This is a genomic window from Shewanella sp. T24-MNA-CIBAN-0130, assembly GCF_040310185.1.
GTDB lineage: Bacteria > Pseudomonadota > Gammaproteobacteria > Enterobacterales > Shewanellaceae > Shewanella > Shewanella psychromarinicola.
Genome location: NZ_JBEOPP010000040.1, coordinates 20837 through 43446, shown reverse-complemented (window position 1 = coordinate 43446; position 22610 = coordinate 20837). Strand labels below are relative to the sequence as shown.

Below are 22610 nucleotides of genomic sequence, written 5' to 3'. Positions count from 1 at the left end.
TTCTAATCATAATAAATACCTTTAAGATTTTGCTTATTTTAAGCTATAAATCTCTACAGTTTCATTAGACCATTACACTTCATAATCATCATTGCTAGCGTCTGCATTTAAGGTGAATACATCCGTCGAGTAATAATGGATCCACGGTCCACCATCTTGGCTTAAATATAATTCGGCAAATACATCGGCCTGAATGTCACCCGAGCTGCTATTAATGTCTGCATCAAAAGTCACACTAAATGTTTGATAAAAGCCATCGTAATCGTAGTCATCATATAAGCGAGAATCGGCAGCATAGAATGAAAAATCGTAGTAAACAACTTGGTTTTGCAGAGCTAATGCCCGCTGTTGTTGGTTTGCTGCAGTGGCAGCGACTTTTTGATTTTTGGCCATCACCTGTTCACGGGTGACTTTTTTAGTCACATTGTCGGCGCTGCTTAACAACTTAGCTTGCTCATGCAACGCATCCACCCTAGCCAATTTATCGGCTTCAGATTCGGGTGTTTGGAGATTAATGACTCTTGCCTGACTGTATGTACCCAAAGCTTGTTCAGATAACCGCTCAGCGCCATGTACTGCTGGCGAACTTAACCAAAGCGCACTGGCAACACACAAACTTAGCCCCCATTTCACTTGGGTATTCAGTGTCGATACGTTAGCTGTTTTCGCAGTATTATGTTTCATGTTCATTCCTCACAGTCTTGATATTAAGGCCATTAAAACCTACTCAAAATGAACATAAGCTGAACATAAGCTGATTATAACAACGAGGCTGACTACCTTGAAAAACACCGACCGATTAACGCCCCTACCATAAACCGATACAGCTAAGGCTCGGTATAACCTAAAAACCATTCAGTTAATGTTCATCTGCTGGAACGTATACTGCACTGGCAAATTATCCAAGAATTTAACTTTATCTATACTTGTAGAGACTTTTCTCAATTAGGTTACGTTAAGTAGATGTTTCTATATCGAAAGAGATCTTTTACACTGGCAACAATGAGGTTATTAGGGATCACAATATGCAGCGTATGCTCAACGTAAATGCCATCATGTTAAGCCTGATGTTAGCGATACTTTCACTGACGTGTTCAGTTTCGTCTTACGCTTCTGTTTTATCTTATTCCACAGACGTTAACTTCTCCCCCGGCCTCAACAATAGTCGTCAGAACAATAATCAACATAATAATCTGGTGGTCACTAGCGCCCGGCAAGCCGTACAGATAGCTCAACGTCGCTATTCGGGCAAAGTGTTAAAAGTACAATCAGCTAACGTCAATGGACACTCGGGTTATAGGATTAAATTACTCACCAATGATGGGGTGATTTTTTATGTGTCAGTGGATGCTACTAATGGCGCGGTCACAAGGAACTAACCCATGAGATTATTACTCGTCGAAGACGATTTAGCCTTGCAAGATAATATCAAACGCCATCTTATCGAGGCGCAATATACCGTTGATGTCGCCAGTGATGGTGAAGAAGGTTTATTTCAGGCTCAAGAATATCAATATGATGTGGCGATTATCGACGTAGGCTTACCCAAGCTCGATGGCTTATCATTAATCAGCCTCTTACGTCAGCAAAACATCAGCTACCCGATTATCATTTTAACCGCTAGAGACAGTTGGCAAGATAAAGTGGTTGGTTTAGATGCCGGCGCAGATGATTACTTAAGTAAACCCTTTCAGCTAGAAGAACTTGTCGCCCGTGTTAATGCCTTAATTAGACGTTCGGCAGGTAAAGCCAGCCCAGTAATCCACAACGGGCCATTTAGTATTAATACCCGCAGTTTTGAAATTAAAAAGCACTTGCAAGTGATTAATTTAAGTGGCTCAGAATATAAGTTGTTTGAATATCTGATGTTACATCCGGGATCTGTGCATTCAAAAAGCAGTTTAATCGAACATATTTATGACCAAGATTTTGATTTAGACTCCAACGTTATTGAAGTTTTCATTCGTCGGTTACGTAAAAAACTCGACCCAGACAATCAATACCAATTGATTGAAACCCTGCGTGGTCAAGGTTATCGTCTGCGCCAATTAGACCAAGATGCATAACCTACTGAGTTCGCTTAAAGTTCGCATTGTTGTCAGTGCCTTATTGCTGATTTTGGTGTTGCTGCCCATTATTGGCATTACCCTTAACAATGCCTTTGAGACCCAGGTAAATGTTGCCGCCAAAAACCAGTTAAAGGCGTATGTTTACTCTGTTTTAGCTATGGCAGAAGTGGAAGATAATGAGTTACAAATGCCGTCACATTTACTTGAAAATCAGTTCAATGTGATTGGTTCAGGCCTTTATGCGTTGATCACCACCAAAGACTATCAATTACTGTGGACTTCCAATTCATTTCTCGGTCTCAACACACCCATTAACTTGCCTAAACCCGCGACGGGCAGAAGCACGTTCGACTCGATAATGATTAATGATAAACCTCTGTTGATATATAGTTTTAGCGTCAGTTTTGCCACTAGCGAACAGCCTTTTACCATGACGCTGCACATTATAAAAAACAAACAAGAATACCTGCAACAAATCCAAAAGTTCTCCAATACCTTGTGGACTTGGTTGCTGATCTTAACCGCCTTATTGGTCATAGTGCAGCTAAGTTGGTTATTGTGGACTCTAAAGCCTTTAGGTCAGTTTAGCCAAGAACTCACTGCAGTAGAACAAGGCACGTCGATGCAGCTGAGCACCCACTACCCTGTGGAACTGCAAAAAGTAGCCAAACAATTAAACACCTTATTACAAACCGAACAAAATCAACGTAAACGCTACCGTAATGCCTTAGCTGATTTAGCCCACAGTTTAAAAACACCTTTAGCGGTCATTCAAACCCAAGCCGATTTAAGCGAAGCATCGACCGAACAAATTAATCGCATCAACCAGATTATTGCCTATCAACTCAGGCGGGCACAAAGTGCCGCTGGTAGCGGTTGGCATATAGGGATAAGTGTTGACAGCATTGCCGTCAGGTTAGTCAGAACGTTAACTAAGATTTACCAACATCAAAATCTTACCATCGAGTATCATCCAAACAAACAAGCCCGTTTTAAAGGCGATGAAGCAGACTTAACCGAAATGCTTGGCAATGTGCTCGACAATGCCTGTAAAGCGGCTAAAACAAGGGTAACACTCACCCTTAAACAGCAAGACAATCAGCTGTGGATGACCATTGAAGATGATGGTGAGGGTATTCCTGAAGAAAAACAGCAACATATTTTTGAGCGTGGGATCCGTGCAGACACTTATGCTCAAGGTCACGGGATCGGACTGGCCATCGTCAGAGATCTTGTCGACAGTTACCATGGCAACTTAACCGTCGGTCAATCAGCGTCATTACAGGGGGCCAAGTTCGAGTTTACCTTTGAACAGTAAAAATCGGCTTTAGGCAGCGCGGTAAATTAACTACCTACTCTGTGAATTTCAATTATCCGCTTTCAGCTTATGTTCATCTTCAAGCCGTTATTATCGAGTTAACAGTCATCAATGACACTGGAGATAACATGAAAAAAGCCATTCACGCACCCGCTCAGGCGCTACTTGCCTTAGTTTTGGTCTTTATACCATTAACGAGTGTGCAAGCGGCGCAGCCAACCAATACATACACTTACCCCGCCGAAGAGGGTGTGGTCAGTGATGCAGAGTTGGCTCAAATGCTCGCGCCCATTGCGCTATATCCAGACAGCTTATTAACCCACATCTTAATTGCGTCAACCTATCCGTTAGAAATAGTGCAAGCTAAGCGTTGGTCATCTAACCAAGGTGATCGCGACACTAACCAAATCATGACCGACGTAGAGTCGCAAGACTGGGACCAAAGCGTCAAAGCCTTGGTGGCATTTCCAAATGTATTACAGCGTTTAAATGATGATTTAGCTTGGACACAAAACATAGGCGATGCCTTTTTACAAGATGAAGGCCGCATGTTGGACACCATTCAATCCCTAAGACAGCAAGCTGATGAAGCCAATAACTTGGCTGACCTTGAGCAAGTGAAAGTCTCGCGGGTTGAGCGCCGGATCATTATTGAATCGGCTCGCCCAGAAATTGTTTATGTGCCTTATTACGATAGCCGTATTGTTTACGGCAACTGGCGCTGGAACCGTTACCCACCCGTTTATTGGCATGCGCCTGCATATGTGAATTATCGCCCTAATCACAGTGCCATTTTTGGGGACAGCGGAGTGCGGATTAGTTTTAACTTCTTTTTTAGTAGCTTTCATTGGCATGACCGCCGCGTGATTGCGGTACCAGTGCGTCCACACTATCGTTACTACACACCACGTAAAATAACCTACAGCCATGGTGCACAGCATTGGCAACATAAGCCTAAGCATCGCAAAGGCGTCGCCTATCGCAGCCAAGTGATCAGCAAACGTTACAATGGCCATTATGAAAAACATAACCAGAAAGTAAGTTATTCTCATGAGCCTAAACGTCAGCGAGCTAATGAGTCTCGTCATTACTCAACCAAGGTTAACGATCAGCGTAAACAGATAAACCATAATAGCAAACAGGACCAGCGTAGCCATAACTTAGCGGTAAGAGGCGTTAACCGTAATGAGCCACTTGAACACAGAAGTACTCAGCTAAAGCGCGAGTTAAGTCAGCAGCGCCCGACGGCACAGGCTAAATCGTTTGATCGTAAAGGCGAGCCAACAAAATCCCACTACAGCCGTCAACGCGACGTGACTCAAACAGCCCGTAAATATAATGCGAAACCCGTGGCTAATGTGACAAATAAACCACGCACTCAAGCATTACAACAAGCTCAACGTAATACCCGAGTTGAAAAAGCGCGTCAGCCACAAGTTAACGCCATGCGCCATCAGCAAAAGCAAGCTAAACAAACACGCAGAAGCGAACCGCAAAGCCAGCAAGATCGTTCAACAACGAGAGCGGCGCCTCAACACGCTTCACGCTCGAAGAGTCAGCAACGAGATAATTCATCATCACGCCATGCAAGCCAATCAAAGGACAGTAAACACTCAAGAGAAAGACAGTAGGTCAATAAACACTCGCGAAAAAACAGCATGAGTAGTATCCCCCTCTCATGTTGTTTTTTGAGTGAATCAGTGCGGCAGAGGAGACTCAGGTTAAACCTGAGTGTGAGCGTGCGGTAATACAATGCACACATTTAGTCCATGAGGTTCTACCCGATTAAAGGTTAGCTCACCATGATGCAAACTGATAATATGCTGGCAAATAAACAAGCCTAAACCGGCTCCTTGTGAGGCATTTTCATCAACACGATAAAATCGGTTTTTTGCTAAATTGATTTCTTCATCAGACATACCGCGACCTTGATCCATCACACAAACCATCGTCTGCTGATCATCTTCAGAAACCTTAATGGCAATTAATGATTCTAGAGGGCTGTATTTGCAGGCGTTTTCGATGATGTTTTTCAGTACCAATTCGAGGTAAAATTGATCGGCATTAATGGTCATCTCGGGGGGAATAACGATATGCCATTCGTAATCAGCAATCACGTGTAATAGCTGATTAATCACGTTCTCCATAATATTTTGCAGCTTACAATCGGTTATATTTAACGCCTCAATGGCATCAACACGCGACAACAGCAACAGTTGCTCCACGGTATGGCTTATACGATTAACGCCTTCGCTCATGGCCTGAATATAAGGCAAAGCCTCTTGCTGTACTGCATCGTCGGCCCCCGTTAACACATCACGTAATCCATCACTGTGCAATTTAATAATCGCCAAAGGGGTTTTTAATTCGTGGGCAGCATCTGCGCTAAAACGGCGTTCACGGATCATGGTGTCAGCAATGCGTAATAAGTAACTGTTTAATGCATATTGCGTTGAAATTAATTCCTTCGGTAATTTGATATCAATGGGGGTTAGATCTTGAACCGCACGATTATCTAAATGGCGCTCTAATAACTTAACCGGTTTAAATAAATAATAGGTTAGCAGCAACATAAAAAACATTATGATGGGGGTAATGATTAATGGCGATCGCCAAGTGTTACTGATGATTAATGATACTAACTCTCGGCGAACATCATCCCGTTGCGCTGTAACTATCCATACTTGATTAGGTTTAGAGAACAGACTGTAAACATGCCATTTATCGCCTTGAATAATTTTGATGGCATAACCTGGGGTAAAGTCTGTCAGTAGCTCTTTACCTGAACTATCAGAATAAGCCAGCAACGCCCCCGTTGCAGACAGTAATTGAAATGAGAGCTTATGTTCATAGGATAATGTTTCAGGGTTAGTTTGATCTGCAAAGGTTTCGATATTGGAATCATCGACATGAAACAAGATTGGCACTGAGATCAGTTGTGCTAGTTGCTCTTCGGTCAGCTGATCCACATAAAACTGTTCCAGCATTTTGGCTGTTTGAACCATTTGCGCGTCAAATAATTCTTCCACTTCATAGATAGAATCTCGCGTGCTTAATAGACTCGAAAATGTGACGGTTAATATAATACCTACCAACATAAGCAAGCTTGATAATAGTCGCAGCGAAAACATAACATCCTTATGATATTGACATAATCTTATTATTTTTAATGGTTTAGCTTAACGTGTAAATTATACAATTTCCATTAAAATGTAACCAATACCGCGCACGGTTTTAATCAATTCAGTGGCCATTTTTTTTCGTAGATGATGAATATGGACTTCAATCGAGTTGCTGCCCACCTCATCCCAGCCATACGTTAATTGTTCGAGTTGACTGCGAGTTAACACTCTCCCAGCTGACTGAGCAAACTCTAACAAGAGTTGATATTCACGCCGAGACAATGAAATTAATTGATCACGAAAATGCACGTCACAGCGGGTAAAATCAATCGCTAACGCCCCATAACTGAATTGGTTATGATCTAAACCATGCTGACGACGAATGATCGCTTTGAGCCTGGCAATTAATTCCCTTACGTCAAAGGGCTTACTTAAATAATCATCAGCGCCAATGTCTAAACACATCAAGCGCGTGTCAAAATCCGTGTTGGCGGTCAACACAATAATCGGTAATGAGATACCGTTTCTACGCCACTGTTTTAATAAATCAGCACCATTGCCATCGGGCAAACCAAGATCCAAAATAATCGCACTAAAATCTTCATTCTCTAACGCTACCTGCGCCTGCTTATAGGACGGTAAATGATCGACTTGAATACCCTCTTTGGCAAGGCCCATCATTAAGCCTTGCGCTAAAAGCTTATTATCCTCAACTAACAATACCCGCATTGATTGTCCTTATTATTTACCGAAACACCTTAAAATCGACACCTTGTTGCTGTAAAAAGTCTTCAGCATCAGGTCCTTTTAACATCGACATGGTGGCTAACATTCCCGCCATGACACAATTGGGCGCCAGCACTGTGACAGATAATGGCGCCTGTTCAACCGGGTAACCATTGTTAGGATTAATAATATGTCCATAACGCTTACCAGCGACCTCAATATAGCGGCGGGTATGGCCACTGGTGGCTAATGCACCTTGGCGAATGGTTAATAATGCTGCAGCGTTATCAAGCTTCTGCGGATTTTCAATGCCCACTTGCCAGCCATCATCCTTGCTAATAGGGCAAGCAATATCACCACCAAAATTGACTAGCACCGACGTTTTTGGCCAACGTAGAGCCAATAATTGCGCGGTGCGATCGACCGCATATTCTTTGCCAATACCGCCAAAGTCGACACTCATACCTGCAGGCATAAAAACCGTCGTGTCAGTCAATTCAATATGAGCAAAACCGACATGTTGCAAGGCATCATCGATATCAGTTTGGCTAGGCACACGATGGCTGCCGTCAAAGCGCCATAATGCCATTAATGGGCAAGCACTAATATCAAACGCCGCCTCACTTAATTGAAAACATTGCTGGGCGAACGTTAGTAAATGAAGCGTTTCGGCATCAATCGGTGTCGTTTCACCTTGAGCATGGTTTAACTGCCACACCACATTACCCTCAATAAAACGACTAAATTTATGTTCGATACGCTTTGCCTCATCATAAGCAAGATTTAGCATTTGCCTAGCAATGTGCTCGTCATTAACCGCCATTAACAACTCACACGGACTTGCCATGGCGTTAAATGAACCTAAAAAGCCCCAAGGACGAGGCTGTAAGCTCATCACTGTTGGGGCTTTTGACACTTTAGTTAGTGGTTTAAGCAAGTTAAATCACTCTGTTTATTGATGATACTCTCATCTTAAAACGAATAACTCACTTGGGCTATGATTGCTTTTACCGCAGGGAATAAATCGTAATTTTGCAACTGACCAGGTATCTCTGTGCCATTATTTTCAGGATTTTGCTGGTAATACTCAAGACGATAACTCAATTCATGGCCACCCGATAAACGCTGACCAAACTTAAGCCCAATAGTATAAGCCGTCATATCACTAATACGATAATCAGCACTGGCATACTCAGGTATGGCATCGCCGCTCATCAAAAAGGGTTGATAAAACTCAGCCGCTTGCTGCTGGTAATAACGCAAATGCAATTGCCCGTACATGCTTGGACTAAAATAGTATCGATAATGAGTTTCTAAAGTCTGTGACTGAATATCCCAATCATCCGTACTATAACGATATGAAAAATCGACTACACCAGAATCCAAGGCACCTTTAGTGAGTAAAAACACACTGTGCTTAAGACGTGAGTCAGGACGATTCTCGTAGCGGTAAGCTTGGGTTTTACCGTTGATATCGACTTCACTGAGAATTTTATACGGGTCAGTCATGTAACCTGACACACTGGATAAACCGTAGTTAGCCTGCATCAACCAATTACGATTAATAATCTGTGTCACGCCAAACATGATATCGCTAGTTTGTTTGGTATCATCGCCCGCTAAACGAGTTTGATCAAAGGCAGCTTGATAATCGGCATCGTTGCCATAATCACCACGAAACACCATTTCAGACATTGCCACAGGGCGTCCACCGACAGGATCAACCACATCATTAGTAAATGCACCCGATAACGACAACGTGGTGTTATTTTTATTAAAGCTACGCTCAAGGCCACCGTTAATACCCATCGATAGGTAATCGAACTCTTTGGAGCCATAAACGCCTATATTACCGGTCCAATCTTGATTAATCACTTCTTGCCAATTCGCACTCAGCTGAACACGAGTATCATGAAAAGTATCATCAAGCGGTGTATCACCTGTGGCAACGTTATATTGGCCGTCACCAGAAGGACGAGTAAAGGTTTGGCTTTCGCTTTGTGCAACCGCACCTGAGGCAGATGCGCCGGTCAAACTGTCGACCACAATTTTCATGTCCAATAGCGAACTGTCACCAAACGCTTTTTGCACATTACCAATCGCTTCAGCAGCTTGAACTCTATCTTGCTCACCATAATACATAATGGCGGCGTCGACTTTCCAATCATCATTCACAGCACCAGACTCTGCCGAATCTGCAGCGCTGACCTGTTGGCTCAATAAACTACAACTTGCTAACGCCAATGCACTGGCAATACTTTGCTTAGATGTTAGTTGCATCCACAACCTCCGCCCGCTAATGAACGACCACCACTGGTGCCTTCTTTACTAAAATAAATATGATCATCTAACGCGAGATCGAGCTTTTCGCTGTTTAAGGCCATGTCTGCACGGGCTAATTGATCTTTCTCCCAAGGTTGTACACCTAGGCTCGAACACCCTACCAGGCTACTCACGACAGCGATAACAGCAACTGTCTTGGCTAATTGTTGACACCACGGTTTTGTCATATGATTACTCCTGTAACAACATTTGGATTTCTTGTTCATATGCGGGAATATTTTGTTGATAAAATCCCACGTGGCTTTGCACTAATTCACCTTTGCGATTAAACAAAAAGCTACTTGGCATACCTTGTAATTCAAAGGCGTGCGCAACATCACCCTCTGGATCAAAACGAAGATTAAATTGTGCCGGCAGCTTACTCAAAAACTCATGAGCTAATGCGCTATCAACATCAAGATTAATCGCTACCACCTCTAAACCTTGCTGTTGATATTTAGCCTGCATTGCATTCATCCAAGGAAATGATTTACGGCATGGGCCACACCATGATGCCCAAAAATCGACATAAACCACTTTGCCAGCAAACTCTTGCAAACTAACGCTTGCGCCTTGTTGATTCAATACATTGTGTTCTAATGAGGGAGCCGCTTGAGTTTGGGTGTTAACACCTAACCCTACAGCTAAACTTAACGCTATAAACTTGATTTTACGAAAATGAGAAAATAACCCAATTGACATCATATTTTCACCTAATGAACAGATTGCCCACAACATAGGCTACCAATCTTAAGATTTACTTAAGCAATGGCAACATATCTTATGGGCAGCTTTTGTGGCTTCTTTCTATTAGGTTATGATTATTGACGTAGAACAACTGCAGGTCATAAGCCCCGCCTTGATAACATCACTACAAACTACTGCAACATGGATCGTTAACGATCAACAGGCACTAATACTAGCCACCAATCATTTTAGACACTAGGCCTTTATCGTTTCCCGACTCAGCCACTAAAATCCCCGCTAAATGTAAACCAATAAAAGGAACAAAATACCAAAGTGCTAGCTTGTGAATTGTTTCAACCTGATCTTCTATCGCTTCAGGGCCAAACTTGAGCAACAGGCCGAGGATCACAGATAGCGCAACACCTGCATAAAATACCCAATACACCCATGCTTGAAACTTTTGTTTTGTGGTCGCTTGGCGCGAGAAAGGTGATGGATAGTGCAGACCAAATTTAGCCATATAAACAAAACGAGCCAGCAAAAATACGCCCACTGCATAACCAAAGTAAATATGCCATTGGAACATCACTCCGCGAATACTTTTAGCAATGCTCACCGATTGGCTATCCGTAATAATAAGATCTATTTTGGCTAGGCCTTGATGAATAATGGCGGCCATGTGGTTTTTCTCCATCCAGCCAAGCCTCAATAATATGGTTAACAACATGACCATCATGGTCAAGGCTAGTCCCCAATGGAGTAAACGGTGTAGCAGTGGATAAGTAGTCTGTGTTTGCATGGAAAACCTCGATAGGATTATGATGATGGCGCCATTATAACGTCCAAATCTTAACAATCACTTATGAATGGCATTAATCGAAAGATAAACTAAAACATGACATTATTGCGAAAAAGAACATTGAAGGGAGTCACAGGTGACGCATATTTTTAACCAAAGCCGACAAGCGGCATTATTCCTTGCAGGTCTTGGAACCTCATTAGGTGGACTTTATACTTTGTTTCCTCAATGGGCCGTCGAAAATCTTAACCAACTAACCTATGTGGTCGACAATACGATATTTATTCAGCATTGGGGATTTATGGTATTAATGCTCGGATGCAGTTTTTTTATTGCCATGGTCCGTTCAACTTGGATAAAACCACTGTTTTGCATTGCGCTAATTGAAAAGCTGTTTTTTATTAGCCTAGTATTGAGCAATGCCAATCAATCTTTTGTCGATGGCTTTTGGTTATCAATGATAATGGACAGTATTATATGTGCTTACATAGCCGCTTATTTATGGTTTTGCCGAGCCACTGCTGATTTAACGTCTTAAGCTAAGCAAACTTAATTTAGCCGATACTATCTGGCGGTGCCGCGACATCGCATTTTTTGCAACTGAGAACCATATCCAATTTCTGTTGCCGACTGGCAACAGTTGTTACCCACAGGCGAACGGTCCACGGCGGATTATGGCGCACATGTTGAAAATGGCCGCAGTCCAATTCTGCCACCCAATGATGCTCTTCATCCAAATGATAACCGATAATTTTTTGCTGCATATTGGTTAGCCCAATGGTTAATGTATTACATTGCGACACAATGGATTATATTTCTGCTGGCTCAATAAATAGCCCATACCATGTCGATAACACCCACAAAAAAGCCTGAACGAGTCAGGCTTTTTGAGCAATAAATAACTTAACTACATGCTAGATTACTTAACCTTAGCGCGGGTTATTTAGTACGATCGCGAATATGGCTCATTGCACGCTTACGACGACGCTCTTGACCTACGGTTAATTTCACCGTTTTACCTTCAAACGGGTTAGCACCCTCATGGAAACGTAACTGAATGGGCGTACCGACAACTTTTAATGAACGACGGAAGTAATTCATCATATAACGCTTATACGAATCAGGTAGCTTCTTAACTTGGTTACCGTGGATAACAACAATCGGAGGGTTATAACCGCCAGCGTGAGCATATTTCAATTTCACACGGCGACCATTAACCAATGGTGGCTGGTGATCATCTTGAGACATTTGCATAACGCGAGTTAGCATTGAAGTACTCACACGACGTGTCGCACTGTCGTATGCTTCTTCAATTGACTCATATAAATGGCCAACACCGGTGCCATGTAACGCCGAAATAAAGTGGATACGCGCAAAATCGATAAAGCCTAAACGGCGATCAAGTTCACTTTTAACACGGTCTTTGATTTTTTGATCAATACCATCCCACTTGTTTATGGCAATAACCAATGCACGACCTGCGTTTAAGGTAAAGCCTAATAAACCCAGATCTTGCTCTGCAATCCCTTCACGCGCATCGATCACTAACAATACTACGTTAGCATCTTCAACCGCTTTTAAGGTTTTAATCACCGAGAATTTCTCGATAACTTCATTGACTTTACTGCGGCGACGAACACCTGCTGTATCAATTAACACGTACTCTCTACCTTCACGCGACATTGGAATATAAATACTGTCACGGGTGGTTCCGGGTTCGTCATAAACTACGACACGCTCTTCACCTAAAATACGGTTGATCAACGTTGATTTACCTACGTTAGGCTTACCAATAATGGCAAGCTTAATCGGTAAGTTTTGTAGGCGTTCTTGTTCCGCTTCAGCTTCTTCTTCAGTATATTCACGCTCAACTTGTTCGCCTTCTTCGTCTAATTCACGAACAATACCCATAGCTTCAGCATAAGGCGTTAACGCATAGTCGATCATGTTGGTGACACCACGGCCTTGTGCCGCAGCCATTTGATATACTTCGCCTAAACCAAGAGACCAAAACTCACCACAAGCTGAATCAGCATCAATACCATCAACTTTGTTGGCAACAACAAAGGTCACCTTGTCGCGGCTACGTAAATGCTGAGCAATCGCTAAATCAGCAGCGGTAAGACCGGAACGGGCATCGGTCATAAATAATACAACATCGGCTTCTTCGATCGCAGCCAATGACTGTTCAGCCATTTTAGTTTCGATCCCCTCTTCAGTGCCATCAATACCGCCAGTATCAACAACGATAAACTCGTAGCCAGCTAAAAATGCACGGCCGTATTTACGGTCACGTGTTAAGCCAGGGAAATCAGCGACTAACGCATCACGAGTACGAGTAAGACGGTTAAATAATGTCGATTTGCCGACATTCGGTCGCCCAACAAGGGCCACAACAGGGATCATGATTTTGCCTCTAAAAAACTTTTCAATAAAAAGCCCCCGGAACGCTTCCAGGGGCTCTAGTAAGGATATTATACCTTAATTAACGCAACAATAGTGCTAGGACTTATTCCGCATCTGTTTCGGTATCTTCCTCAAGATTCTTTTGCTCTTGTTTGTTCAAACTCACAATGGCGACTTTGCCGCTGCGACCTTGAACATAAATTTTGTCATCCACCACTAAAGGTTGGCCATATAAGCCATCGCTGTCAACTTCAATGCGGCCAACAACCTCACCGCTAATACGGTCAATAAAATGCAAGTAACCTTCGAAGTCACCGACAACAATATAGTTATCTATTACTGCTGGAGCCGTTAACTGACGATTTTTAAGCTCAGAATTACTCCATAGCTCTAAACCATTACGGCGATCGACTGAGTAAATACGGCTATGATCGTCCACTAAAAACAGGCTGATACCTGCTGCGGCCAAATCATTAAAGCTTGAGTATTTACGCGACCAAACTACGCGACCATTGCGAAGCTCCATAGAGACTAAATTACCATTGTAACTAGCAACATACAGATTCTCACCCAATATTAATGGCGTCATATCAATATCGGCCATACGGGTAAACTCATTGGCACCGGTCGGACTAAAAACGGTTTGTTCCCACGCTGCTTGACCATTACTTTTAACAACAACAGCTATTTTGCCATCTGCAGAACCTAAAAAGAAACCGCCCGCTTCATAAACCGCAGAACCCGTACCCCGTAAAGTGAGGTTTGGCAGTTGCATCTCATAGCTCCATAACTTTTCGCCGTTATCGACATTAAATGCTTCAAATGTGCCTTTACTGGTATTCACTGCGACAACATCTTCTGCCACTGTGGGTGCCGATAATAATTCGCCATTAGCTTGCGTAGACCACACAACGTCACCCGTTGCCTCATCAAGCGCGACTAATAAGCCCGTTTCGCCACCAATAAACACTTTACTGCGTGCCGCAGTAACACCCGCAGCTAAACGAATGCCTTTAGTTTTGGTTCCAAGCTGCTGTTCGAAGACATCATTAAAGTCTTGCTTCCAAAGCTCATCACCACTTGTTTCGTCAAAAGCGACAACTATACCGTTGCGATCAGCAACAAACACTTTGCCATAACGGACGCTGGGACGAAGTTGCGAATAATAATCGCCGACGCCATCACCAACACTGGTATCCCAAATAATTTCAGGAAACACCGTTGCTTGTATATCAACTAATTCACTAACAGGCTCTTCTTCAACATCACTTGAAGAACAAGCAGACATAAGAGCAACACTTAACCCAACGGCAAGTAAATTTTTGCACCACGACTTCATCGGCTAAGTTCCTTATGCCTTATTTAGATTATCTAACTTCATGGTCAGCGCTGGACTGGTTAACGCACCACCATTATCCACTGCTGCTTGATAAGCTAATTTGGCTTTATCCAAGTCACCTTGACGCACTAAAAAGTCACCTTTTAATTCTTCACGTTGAGAAGCAAATGCTTTATCAGTCACTTGATCTAACGTGGCTAACGCCATGCCTACATTATTTTGCTCAGCTTGAATACGCGCTAAACGGATCATCGCGACCATGCCCAAACCAGCACCAGGTTGCGCCGCAATCACTTTGGTAAATGAAACTTCTGCTTTAGCCAAATCACCCGCTTCAACTGCCGATTTTGCTATTATCAATTCGAGTAGCGCTTGATAACCTTGCTGATCATGTTCTGATGCAAAGCTTTCTGCCTGAACCAATAATGCAGCAGGATTATTCACCTGTGTCACGATAGACTGAAATGACTCTGAAGCTTCTTCAGCCGCCGTCACTTGCATGTCTGAATAAGTATTCCATCCATATAAGCCACCAAGGCCTACCACGGCACCCACGACAATCGAGGTACCATAATCTTTCCAGAACTGCTTGATAGCATCTACTTGTTGTTCTTCTGTGCTATAAATTTCCACTGGCACTTCCCCTTTTAAATCAGTTCTGCAATTTTAGTTACGAGTTCACTACGCGTAACCAATTGTTGTTCGTTGTTAGTTCGTAATGGCTTAATAGCGACTTGATTACTGGCCAATTCATTTTCACCAATAATTAACGCAAACTGAGCACCGCTTTTATCGGCACGCTTCATTTGCTTTTTAACGTTACCGCCACCGCAATGACTCATGACTTTAAGCCTTGGTAAATGTTGACGCAACTCTTGAGCCACTTTAATGGCTTCTACTACGCAGTTATCGCCCATTGCTGTGACATAAACATCCACTTCAGCGGCAATGTCACTGGTTAACTCGAGCGTTTCAAGCAATAGTACAATCCGCTCAAGACCCATAGCAAAACCAACAGCGGGGGTATCTTTACCACCAAGTTGACCGACTAAACCGTCGTAACGTCCACCTGCCAATACCGTACCTTGCGAGCCCAAACTAGTGGTAACCCATTCAAATACAGTACGGTTATAGTAATCTAAACCACGGACTAAACGCGGATTGATGGTGTATTGGATGCCAACAGCGTCTAAGAGTTCACACAAAGTTGAAAAATGTGTCTTTGATTCTTCACCAAGGTATTCCATCAATACTGGTGCATCGCTTAAAATAGCCTGCACTTGTTGCGATTTACTGTCTAGCACACGTAATGGATTTGAATACATCCGACGTTGGCTATCTTCATCTAATTTGTCTTTGTGTTGCTCTAAAAAAGCAATTAACGCATCGCGGTAAGCAGCACGCTCAGCGGGATCGCCTAGGGTATTAAGCTCCAGCGCAACATGTTCTTTAATGCCTAACTGGTCCCATAAACGGGCAGATAACATTAATACTTCAGCATCAACATCGGCGCTGCCGATCCCGAAAACTTCAACACCAAACTGATGAAATTGACGATAACGACCTTTTTGTGGACGCTCATGACGAAACATGGGTCCCATATACCATAAACGTTGTTCTTGGTTATACAGAAGGCCGTGCTCATTACCCGCGCGAACGGTTGAGGCGGTGCCTTCAGGGCGTAAGGTTAAGCTGTCATTGTTACGATCGCCAAAAGTGTACATTTCTTTTTCAACAATATCGGTCACTTCACCAATAGAGCGTTTAAAAAGATCAGTACTTTCAACAATAGGAGTGCGAATTTCGCTATAACCAAATGCACTAACTGATGAGCGCAATACGGCTTCGACTTTTTGCCATAAAGGACTTTGCGTTGGCAGAATATCATTCATACCGCGAATAGCTTGGATTTGCTTTGCCACTGTTAACTTGCCCAATTCTTGAATTAGCTTGCACTAATAAAATGTAAATATACCCTCAACATAGACAACACTTAGGTTGTCATGCACAGGATTAATGATTATTCAGTTTTGTCGGTGATCGCGATGCGATTTGCCATCATGCTTGCTTTAGCACGGATTTTGGCTTCTAAGCCATCGATAATATTTTTATTGTCAAAGCGCTCTTTTTGACGCACTCCGCCATCATAATAACCGCTCTTTGCATGGCCGCCAGTTAAGCCAATATCTGACACCAGTGCTTCACCTGGACCATTAACCACGCAACCAATAATGGACACGTCCATTGCAGTGGTAATGTCTTCAAGACGACGCTCAAGTTCATTGACGGTACTAATCACATCAAATTCTTGGCGCGAACAAGAAGGACAAGCAATAAAGTTAATCCCACGGCTACGAATGCGTAAAGACTTTAAAATATCAAAGCCCACTTTAATTTCTTCAACGGGATCGGCCGCTAACGAAATACGTATGGTATCACCGATGCCTTCTGCCAATAACAGACCCAAACCGACCGCTGATTTGACTGAGCCTGCGCGCAGGCCGCCAGCTTCGGTAATGCCTAAATGCAAGGGTTGACGAATTTGTTTCGCCAGTAAGCGGTATGATGCAACAGCAAGGAAAACATCTGAGGCTTTAACGCTGACTTTAAATTGATCAAAATTTAAACGGTCTAAAATATCTACATGACGCATTGCTGATTCTAATAAGGCTTCAGCCGTTGGCTCGCGATATTTGTCCATTAAATCTTTTTCAAGCGATCCACCATTCACTCCAATACGGATTGGAATGTTGTTATCGCGCGCGCACTCAACAACACTGCGAATACGTTGTTCATTACCAATATTACCCGGGTTAATACGTAAGCAATCTGCACCGTATTCTGCCACTTTAAGGGCAATACGATAGTCAAAATGAATGTCGGCCACTAAGGGAACATTCACTGACTGTTTAATCATTTTAAAGGCTTCAGCTGCGTCCATCGTCGGTACAGAAATACGCACAATATCAGCACCGACTTTTTCTAACGCCCGGATTTGCGCAACGGTTGCTTCAACATCGTTGGTATTAGTGTTCGTCATCGATTGCACAGCAATCGGCGCACCATCACCAATAGGCACATTGCCCACATATATACGTGTAGATGGTCTGCGAATAATTGGGGATTCGTTATACATGCGAATATGCTCTATTGCTATGCTAAAGCATTATGACGCTTTAGGCAGGGTTAATCTTGCTACTCGGCCGTCGGAAAACGCAGCTAAACTGACGTTATTACCATCGAGACTGATACTGGCTACTTGAGGCGCACCCAGGATCACTTTAAAAGGTTTTGTACCACGGACTTCTATTCTTTGTGCCGCATTTTTCACACCATCAACCATCACTTTGCCATTGGCATCAGTTACGTTAACCCAACAGTCACCCGAAAGTTCAATCGTTAACACACTCTCAGAACTTGATACGCTCGTCTCTGTTATGGTTGACGATGGCGTACTCGGTTGAGTTAATGCCTGAGTTGAGATCGCCGCGTTTTGCGCTGTTTGGATAAGATTATCTTCAGCTTCGATCGCAGCCCTGCTAGCTGCATCAGTTGAACTATCGATGCCTTCAGTCACATAATCTGACTCACTGGTGGTGTTTTCAGCTTGCGATTGTCCAGATTCACTGCGAATGATTTGCTGCGGATCAAGCATGCTACTTTCCGCGGCAATTTCTTCAACGGTTGGCTGTGATAAATCAACATTTGTCAGTAACGATGATTTTTGAACCCACCATAACACCAGCATCGCTATTAATATGGCAACAATAAGGTAAGTCACTAAATTAAGCCGACTATTGCGAGCTTGATGGATCGTCTTACGTGAAAAACTTTGCATTACCGGTGCCACGATTTCAGGCACTTGACGGCTTAAACATTGCTGTATTACAGCCATGTCGGCGCTAACAAAACGAGCATAATTCTTAATATAGCCTCTCACATAAGTGATAGAAGCTATATTAATAAAAATATCATTTTCAAGATCATCGATGATCTTGGGACGTAAATGCAATTGGGTTGCAACGGTCTCAATCGAGATCCCCTTTGCTTCGCGAGCCGCTTTTAAAATGGTGCCGGCTGTCACTACGTCTTTTAACAAATCCGCTTTTTCTGCGTCTTGTTCTACTTCGAATTCATTAGTCATTAATTCAAGTTAGCTCTATAATTTTTGGCTTGTGGAGATGCAGGAAACTTCGCAATTAATAAAATGCCAAATCGTTTTACGGCCTCTACATCGTTCGCCGCCCGCTCAATCTTAATCCCTAAGGCTAAACTTTCTGCTGATTCACTAGCAACTCGATGGTATCTTGCGAGTTGTTCGCGCGCATTGCCGTAGTCAGCATCTTCCATGGCTAACTCGGTTAGTTCTAACAACGTTACTTGCCGTCTTTTATCATACTTTAACGCCATATTAAAATACTGTCGCGCTTTTTCTTTATCACCTGCTTTGCGACTGCACACCCCTAAGTTTTCATAACTCGATGCTGTGCGGGTATATTTAGGTGTTTCAATCGCAGCAAGAAACATTTTCTCAGATTCGACAAATTTATTTTGTTGACACAAAAACACCCCAAAGTTATTCCGCGCATCACCAGTGACATCACTAAAGCTAATGGCCTTTTCGTATGATGCTTCGGTTCGCTCTAAATCACCTACGGTTTGGTAATAATAAGCCATTGCCATATGAACTTCGCTGGTATTGGGTGCATATTCAACTGCTTTATTTAAATTATACTTAGCTTGTTCGCTATTACCACGATTTAGATAAGTAAGTCCGAGATGCATACGCTCTCTAGCGGCCCCCTGCTTATCAAACTGACGTTCAGCTACAGGGATATCAGTACCACTGTAGGTACGCTCAGTCACACAAGCAGTGACAGACAAAGCCAATAAGGTAATCAGACCAACCTTTTGCATTCCGTGCATCATTTATAAGCCTATTATCTATGTAAACAACGAGTTATTCCATTGTGACTGAAATCTGATTCTGTTGCATTTGTTTTTTTGCTAAACGCTTTGTTCTATCACGAATATCACCCGCTAACTGGCCACAAGCAGCATCAATATCATCCCCACGGGTTTTACGCACAATAACGGTGAGGCCATGTTCTATCAATACTTTAGAAAAACGGTCTATGCGTGAGTTAGATGAACGGCCGTAAGGAGAACCAGGATACGGGTTAAACGGAATTAAGTTAATCTTACATGGAGTATCTTTCATTAACGTTGCAAGTTCATGCGCTTGGTCTGTGCTGTCATTAATATGATCAAGCATCACATATTCAACCGTTACGCGGCCGCGATTTGCATTAGACTTTGCTAAATAACGACGAATGCCCGCTAAAAATTCTTGTAATGGATATTTTTTGTTAACCGGAACCAACACATCGCGCAGTTCATCATTAGGGGCGTGGATACTAACCGCTAATGCCACATCAATAACGTCACCGAGTTTATCAAGCGCAGGTACCACACCAGAGGTTGATAAGGTCACGCGACGTTTAGATAAACTAAAGCCAAAATCATCAAGCATAATATCCATCGCAGGGATCACATTGGCAAGGTTAAGCAAAGGCTCACCCATACCCATCATCACTACGTTAGAAATGGGTCTATCGCCGGTGTCTTTATGGAAACCTAAAAATTGCGATACTCTCCAGACTTGACCGACGATCTCCGATACCGTTAAGTTACGGTTAAAACCTTGCTGACCAGTAGAGCAGAAAGTACATTCTAAAGCGCAACCCACTTGCGACGACACGCATAACGTCGCGCGGTCCTCTTCTGGAATATATACCGTTTCGACTTCTTGACCCTGACCAACATTGATCGCAAATTTAATGGTGCCATCAGCAGACTCTTGAAAATTAGCAATTTCAGGCGCAACAATTTCATATTTCGCAGCCAATTTTCCACGTAGAACTTTGTTTATGTTGTTCATTTCTTCAAAATCAGTGACCCCAAAGTGATAAATCCACTTCATTAACTGATCGGCACGAAACGGTTTTTCGCCCATTTCACTGAACAACGCACGTAGTCCTTTACGATTAAAATCTAATAAATTGATTTTTTTTACACTCATCTGCCTAACCTCAAAACACCAAAACCTGTAACAGGGCGGCGAATTATACAGTTAGCATCACGTTTTAGCCAGTATCTCGAGCATCGAGTTTACTCAATATATCTAGTATCGTGTTCGTGTCGTGTTTTAGCCACTGTCGCGAGTCCATCGAGTTGACTCAATATCGCTATTGTCGTGTTCGTGTCGTGTTTTAGCCACTGTCGCGAGTGCATCGAGTTTACTCAATATCGCTATTGTCGTGTTCATGTCGTGTTTTAGCCACTGTCGCGAGTCCATCAAGTTTACTCAATATCGCTATTGTCGTGTTCGTGTCGTGTTTTAGCCTCTGTCGCGAGTCCATCGAGTTGACTCTGTATCGCTAGTATAGTGTTTTAGTTACTGTAGAGAGTGAATCGGATGTTTACTCAGTATCGCTATTGTCGTGTTCATGTCGTGTTTTAGCCACTGTAGCGAGTGCATCGGATGTTATGATAGAATTGATACAGTTTATTTAGTCTACCTCGAGGAAGTTTCTACTTACATTTATGTTAACTCTTTTTTTGATTGTCTTTTTTGCTATTTTCATTTCATTTCTATGCAGTATTTTTGAAGCAGTCCTCTTATCTGTTACTCCAAGTTATATCGAAACCCTCAAAGAAACTCACCCCTTTATTGCTGCACGCCTCGATAAGCAAAAGCAAAATATTGATTCTCCATTAGTCTCTATCTTAACGATAAATACCATCTCACATACCATGGGGGCTTCTGTTGCTGGTGCAAAGGCGGCCATCATATTTGGTAGTGAAATGCTTGGCGTATTCTCTGCTGTTCTGACTTTTTTAATTTTATTCTTCTCAGAAATCATTCCTAAAACCTTAGGGGCTAATTACTGGCGCAAATTGGCTCCATCGGTATCACTATGTTTATATTGGATGGAAAAGATGACGATGCCTTTAATTTGGATGACTCAAAAAGTCACCAATCTCTTCGGCAAAGGCGAAAAAGGTCAATACATTCGTCAAGAACTCAGCGCAATGACCCAAATGGGGAAAGACAGTGGCGAATTAAGTGAGCAAGAATCACAGATGTTAACGCAAATGTTGTCGATGAAAGACATGCACGTCAGTGACATCATGACCCCCCGCACAGTGATTTTTAAATTACCAACTCACATCACTAATGAGCAATTTATCGACCAGTATTTGTCCAGTACTTTTACCCGGATCCCGATTTATCAAGGTGATCGTGACAATGTGATTGGTTATGTCAATCGTAATGATATTATACTTCAGTCTCGCCAAGCCCCAGATACTGAAATTGGAGAGCATTTAAAAAATTTACTCGTCGTCCCCTCTTCCGTAAGAGTATTGCCGCTGTTTCAATTAATGATCAATCGTAGTTCAAAAATCGCCTTGGTGGTTGATGAATACGGTTCAAGCGAAGGCATTGTGACGATTGAAGATATCATCGAAACCTTAATTGGTTTAGAAATCGTTGACTCAAAGGATTTAACGCCCAATATGCAAGCATTGGCGCGCAAACTTTGGCAACGACGGATAAAAAGTAAAGGTTTAGTCATATACGATGAAAATAATATGGGTTAATTGAGCCTCCGTTATTGGCTATAAAATCAGACTAACCAATTATTAACATTCAATTTATAGCCTTTTTTATACCAACTGAATGATGTATATTCAAATTTATCTTAATCATTAACAATGTTAACAGCAATTCGATTAACTAATTGTTAAAAAAGGTGTT

General features: G+C 42.6%; 23 protein-coding genes. 6 read left to right on the top strand and 17 right to left on the bottom strand.

The window, feature by feature from the left end:
- Window positions 1-72: 72 nt before the first annotated feature.
- Entirely contained in the window at window positions 73-684 is a 612-nt protein-coding gene (locus AAEZ02_RS15325) for a choice-of-anchor H family protein (protein ID WP_351123877.1), read from the bottom strand.
- A gap of 341 nt (window positions 685-1025) precedes the next feature.
- On the opposite strand from AAEZ02_RS15325, the gene AAEZ02_RS15320 reads away from it, so the two are divergent.
- The 4 genes from AAEZ02_RS15320 (at window position 1026) to AAEZ02_RS15305 (ending at window position 5018) form a co-directional block, all read left to right on the top strand.
- Window positions 1026-1379 (top strand): PepSY domain-containing protein, encoded by a 354-nt coding sequence (locus AAEZ02_RS15320; RefSeq protein WP_351123874.1) that lies wholly within the window; start codon window positions 1026-1028, stop codon window positions 1377-1379.
- A 3-nt stretch (window positions 1380-1382) separates the two neighbouring features.
- Window positions 1383-2066 carry a response regulator transcription factor gene (locus tag AAEZ02_RS15315; protein WP_124011979.1) on the top strand — a complete coding sequence of 228 codons (684 nt, stop codon included), beginning with the start codon at window positions 1383-1385 and terminating at the stop codon, window positions 2064-2066.
- A complete protein-coding gene (locus AAEZ02_RS15310) occupies window positions 2059-3387 on the top strand; it encodes an ATP-binding protein (RefSeq protein ID WP_351123871.1) in 1329 nt (442 codons plus the stop codon). The genes AAEZ02_RS15315 and AAEZ02_RS15310 overlap by 8 nt, the downstream gene beginning before the upstream one ends.
- A 128-nt stretch (window positions 3388-3515) precedes the next feature.
- The gene (locus AAEZ02_RS15305; RefSeq protein ID WP_351123868.1) at window positions 3516-5018 is read left to right on the top strand and encodes a DUF3300 domain-containing protein; all 1503 of its coding nucleotides are present in this window, start codon (window positions 3516-3518) and stop codon (window positions 5016-5018) included.
- Between the two features lie 90 nt (window positions 5019-5108).
- Here the strand turns inward: AAEZ02_RS15305 and AAEZ02_RS15300 are convergent, their stop codons facing one another.
- From AAEZ02_RS15300 to AAEZ02_RS15270, 7 genes are all read right to left on the bottom strand, one after another.
- Entirely contained in the window at window positions 5109-6518 is a 1410-nt protein-coding gene (locus AAEZ02_RS15300; protein ID WP_351123865.1) for an ATP-binding protein, read from the bottom strand.
- A 60-nt stretch (window positions 6519-6578) separates the two neighbouring features.
- Window positions 6579-7238, bottom strand: a complete 660-nt coding sequence (locus AAEZ02_RS15295) for a response regulator (RefSeq protein WP_101032389.1) — start codon at window positions 7236-7238, stop codon at window positions 6579-6581.
- 16 nt (window positions 7239-7254) lie between these two features.
- Window positions 7255-8130: an FAD:protein FMN transferase gene (locus tag AAEZ02_RS15290; RefSeq protein WP_351075387.1), complete on the bottom strand. Its 876-nt coding sequence runs from the start codon at window positions 8128-8130 to the stop codon at window positions 7255-7257.
- Between the two features lie 77 nt (window positions 8131-8207).
- Window positions 8208-9515 (bottom strand): DUF3570 domain-containing protein, encoded by a 1308-nt coding sequence (locus tag AAEZ02_RS15285; protein WP_351088390.1) that lies wholly within the window; start codon window positions 9513-9515, stop codon window positions 8208-8210.
- A complete protein-coding gene (locus tag AAEZ02_RS15280) occupies window positions 9506-9745 on the bottom strand; it encodes a DUF4266 domain-containing protein (RefSeq protein ID WP_164839513.1) in 240 nt (79 codons plus the stop codon). The genes AAEZ02_RS15285 and AAEZ02_RS15280 overlap by 10 nt, the downstream gene beginning before the upstream one ends.
- 4 nt (window positions 9746-9749) lie before the next feature.
- Complete coding sequence (locus AAEZ02_RS15275; RefSeq protein ID WP_232772063.1) at window positions 9750-10262, bottom strand: TlpA disulfide reductase family protein; 513 nt, start codon at window positions 10260-10262, stop codon at window positions 9750-9752.
- Window positions 10263-10476: 214 nt separating this feature from the next.
- On the bottom strand, window positions 10477-11043 hold the full coding sequence (locus AAEZ02_RS15270) for a cytochrome b/b6 domain-containing protein (protein ID WP_124011986.1): 567 nt from the start codon (window positions 11041-11043) through the stop codon (window positions 10477-10479).
- Between the two features lie 136 nt (window positions 11044-11179).
- On the opposite strand from AAEZ02_RS15270, the gene AAEZ02_RS15265 reads away from it, so the two are divergent.
- Entirely contained in the window at window positions 11180-11581 is a 402-nt protein-coding gene (locus AAEZ02_RS15265; protein ID WP_124011987.1) for a hypothetical protein, read from the top strand.
- A gap of 16 nt (window positions 11582-11597) precedes the next feature.
- Here AAEZ02_RS15265 and AAEZ02_RS15260 read toward each other — a convergent pair whose 3' ends face one another.
- The 9 genes from AAEZ02_RS15260 to rlmN all read right to left on the bottom strand — a co-directional run bounded on the left by AAEZ02_RS15260 (window position 11598) and on the right by rlmN (window position 20870).
- Window positions 11598-11807, bottom strand: coding sequence for a DUF3565 domain-containing protein (locus tag AAEZ02_RS15260; RefSeq protein WP_351123861.1), 210 nt, complete (start codon window positions 11805-11807; stop codon window positions 11598-11600).
- Window positions 11808-11982: 175 nt separating this feature from the next.
- Entirely contained in the window at window positions 11983-13449 is a 1467-nt protein-coding gene (der, locus tag AAEZ02_RS15255; RefSeq protein ID WP_101032395.1) for a ribosome biogenesis GTPase Der, read from the bottom strand.
- 103 nt (window positions 13450-13552) lie between these two features.
- Entirely contained in the window at window positions 13553-14788 is a 1236-nt protein-coding gene (gene bamB, locus AAEZ02_RS15250) for an outer membrane protein assembly factor BamB (protein WP_124011989.1), read from the bottom strand.
- A gap of 12 nt (window positions 14789-14800) precedes the next feature.
- Window positions 14801-15421 carry a tetratricopeptide repeat protein gene (locus AAEZ02_RS15245; RefSeq protein WP_101032397.1) on the bottom strand — a complete coding sequence of 207 codons (621 nt, stop codon included), beginning with the start codon at window positions 15419-15421 and terminating at the stop codon, window positions 14801-14803.
- A gap of 14 nt (window positions 15422-15435) precedes the next feature.
- Window positions 15436-16710 (bottom strand): histidine--tRNA ligase, encoded by a 1275-nt coding sequence (gene hisS, locus AAEZ02_RS15240; RefSeq protein ID WP_101032398.1) that lies wholly within the window; start codon window positions 16708-16710, stop codon window positions 15436-15438.
- A 98-nt stretch (window positions 16711-16808) separates the two neighbouring features.
- Window positions 16809-17924 (bottom strand): flavodoxin-dependent (E)-4-hydroxy-3-methylbut-2-enyl-diphosphate synthase, encoded by a 1116-nt coding sequence (gene ispG, locus AAEZ02_RS15235; RefSeq protein ID WP_101032399.1) that lies wholly within the window; start codon window positions 17922-17924, stop codon window positions 16809-16811.
- A gap of 30 nt (window positions 17925-17954) precedes the next feature.
- Complete coding sequence (locus AAEZ02_RS15230) at window positions 17955-18932, bottom strand: RodZ domain-containing protein (protein ID WP_351123858.1); 978 nt, start codon at window positions 18930-18932, stop codon at window positions 17955-17957.
- Complete coding sequence (gene pilW, locus AAEZ02_RS15225) at window positions 18932-19717, bottom strand: type IV pilus biogenesis/stability protein PilW (protein WP_101032401.1); 786 nt, start codon at window positions 19715-19717, stop codon at window positions 18932-18934. Before pilW ends, AAEZ02_RS15230 begins: the two co-directional genes overlap by 1 nt.
- A 31-nt stretch (window positions 19718-19748) precedes the next feature.
- Complete coding sequence (rlmN, locus tag AAEZ02_RS15220) at window positions 19749-20870, bottom strand: dual-specificity RNA methyltransferase RlmN (protein ID WP_351075348.1); 1122 nt, start codon at window positions 20868-20870, stop codon at window positions 19749-19751.
- A gap of 524 nt (window positions 20871-21394) precedes the next feature.
- On the opposite strand from rlmN, the gene AAEZ02_RS15215 reads away from it, so the two are divergent.
- Window positions 21395-22453, top strand: coding sequence for a hemolysin family protein (locus AAEZ02_RS15215; protein ID WP_124011992.1), 1059 nt, complete (start codon window positions 21395-21397; stop codon window positions 22451-22453).
- Window positions 22454-22610 lie beyond the last annotated feature (157 nt).

Bases quoted from the DNA above. Each gene is read 5' to 3' on its own strand.
- AAEZ02_RS15325 (WP_351123877.1), bottom strand. From the start codon at position 684: ATGAAACATAATACTGCGAAAACAGCTAACGTATCGACACTGAATACC.
- AAEZ02_RS15320 (WP_351123874.1), top strand. From the start codon at position 1,026: ATGCAGCGTATGCTCAACGTAAATGCCATCATGTTAAGCCTGATGTTA.
- AAEZ02_RS15315 (WP_124011979.1), top strand. From the start codon at position 1,383: ATGAGATTATTACTCGTCGAAGACGATTTAGCCTTGCAAGATAATATC.
- AAEZ02_RS15310 (WP_351123871.1), top strand. From the start codon at position 2,059: ATGCATAACCTACTGAGTTCGCTTAAAGTTCGCATTGTTGTCAGTGCC.
- AAEZ02_RS15305 (WP_351123868.1), top strand. From the start codon at position 3,516: ATGAAAAAAGCCATTCACGCACCCGCTCAGGCGCTACTTGCCTTAGTT.
- AAEZ02_RS15300 (WP_351123865.1), bottom strand. From the start codon at position 6,518: ATGTTTTCGCTGCGACTATTATCAAGCTTGCTTATGTTGGTAGGTATT.
- AAEZ02_RS15295 (WP_101032389.1), bottom strand. From the start codon at position 7,238: ATGCGGGTATTGTTAGTTGAGGATAATAAGCTTTTAGCGCAAGGCTTA.
- AAEZ02_RS15290 (WP_351075387.1), bottom strand. From the start codon at position 8,130: ATGAGCTTACAGCCTCGTCCTTGGGGCTTTTTAGGTTCATTTAACGCC.
- AAEZ02_RS15285 (WP_351088390.1), bottom strand. From the start codon at position 9,515: ATGCAACTAACATCTAAGCAAAGTATTGCCAGTGCATTGGCGTTAGCA.
- AAEZ02_RS15280 (WP_164839513.1), bottom strand. From the start codon at position 9,745: ATGACAAAACCGTGGTGTCAACAATTAGCCAAGACAGTTGCTGTTATC.
- AAEZ02_RS15275 (WP_232772063.1), bottom strand. From the start codon at position 10,262: ATGATGTCAATTGGGTTATTTTCTCATTTTCGTAAAATCAAGTTTATA.
- AAEZ02_RS15270 (WP_124011986.1), bottom strand. From the start codon at position 11,043: ATGCAAACACAGACTACTTATCCACTGCTACACCGTTTACTCCATTGG.
- AAEZ02_RS15260 (WP_351123861.1), bottom strand. From the start codon at position 11,807: ATGCAGCAAAAAATTATCGGTTATCATTTGGATGAAGAGCATCATTGG.
- der (WP_101032395.1), bottom strand. From the start codon at position 13,449: ATGATCCCTGTTGTGGCCCTTGTTGGGCGACCGAATGTCGGCAAATCG.
- bamB (WP_124011989.1), bottom strand. From the start codon at position 14,788: ATGAAGTCGTGGTGCAAAAATTTACTTGCCGTTGGGTTAAGTGTTGCT.
- ispG (WP_101032399.1), bottom strand. From the start codon at position 17,924: ATGTATAACGAATCCCCAATTATTCGCAGACCATCTACACGTATATAT.
- AAEZ02_RS15230 (WP_351123858.1), bottom strand. From the start codon at position 18,932: ATGACTAATGAATTCGAAGTAGAACAAGACGCAGAAAAAGCGGATTTG.
- pilW (WP_101032401.1), bottom strand. From the start codon at position 19,717: ATGATGCACGGAATGCAAAAGGTTGGTCTGATTACCTTATTGGCTTTG.
- rlmN (WP_351075348.1), bottom strand. From the start codon at position 20,870: ATGAGTGTAAAAAAAATCAATTTATTAGATTTTAATCGTAAAGGACTA.
- AAEZ02_RS15215 (WP_124011992.1), top strand. From the start codon at position 21,395: ATGTTAACTCTTTTTTTGATTGTCTTTTTTGCTATTTTCATTTCATTT.